1 pseudogene is annotated in these 444 nt (G+C 42.3%); it reads right to left on the bottom strand.

Annotation, left to right across the window (positions count from 1 at the left end):
• Window positions 1-261: pseudogene (locus tag C0Z19_RS28865) on the bottom strand (hypothetical protein); the annotation flags it as partial.
• Between the last annotated feature and the right edge of the window lie 183 nt (window positions 262-444).

The raw sequence follows: 444 nt of genomic DNA, 5'->3' as shown, positions 1-444 counted from the left end.
CCACGTATTCGTAGTCTGATCCGGCATATTCTTGTCAAGAGTTTCACTTATCGACCTATTAAGAACGATGGGGATTGTTTTCTTTGAGTTCCGATACCGAACAAATCCAAACGAAAATTTAGCCGATGCGTCGTAGTAAGTTTTGATTTCGAAATTTACCGATTCTATCCCACCAGACTCAAAACACATGATCTCGCTGGATATATCTGCGTGTGCCACCATGGGTGTCACAAGGATAAAAGCAAAAATAAATTTTTTCACGGGAAAGCTCTATGGTCTCTGCAATTCCAATGATACTGAAATAGTGTGTTGCGTTGGGTAAAATTTCTTCTTCTGATGAGGAGGATTGCCAACCATTACCGGGTTCCCTTGAGCATCAAACACGGGCTCCTTTTGTGTGTTCCGCCTCCATTCGAAGGTTAAGGGAAGCATTTGGTCTGGAAA

The organism is Trinickia soli, assembly GCF_002879855.1.
Classification (GTDB): domain Bacteria; phylum Pseudomonadota; class Gammaproteobacteria; order Burkholderiales; family Burkholderiaceae; genus Trinickia; species Trinickia soli.
This window is presented reverse-complemented; position numbering and strand designations above follow the sequence as displayed.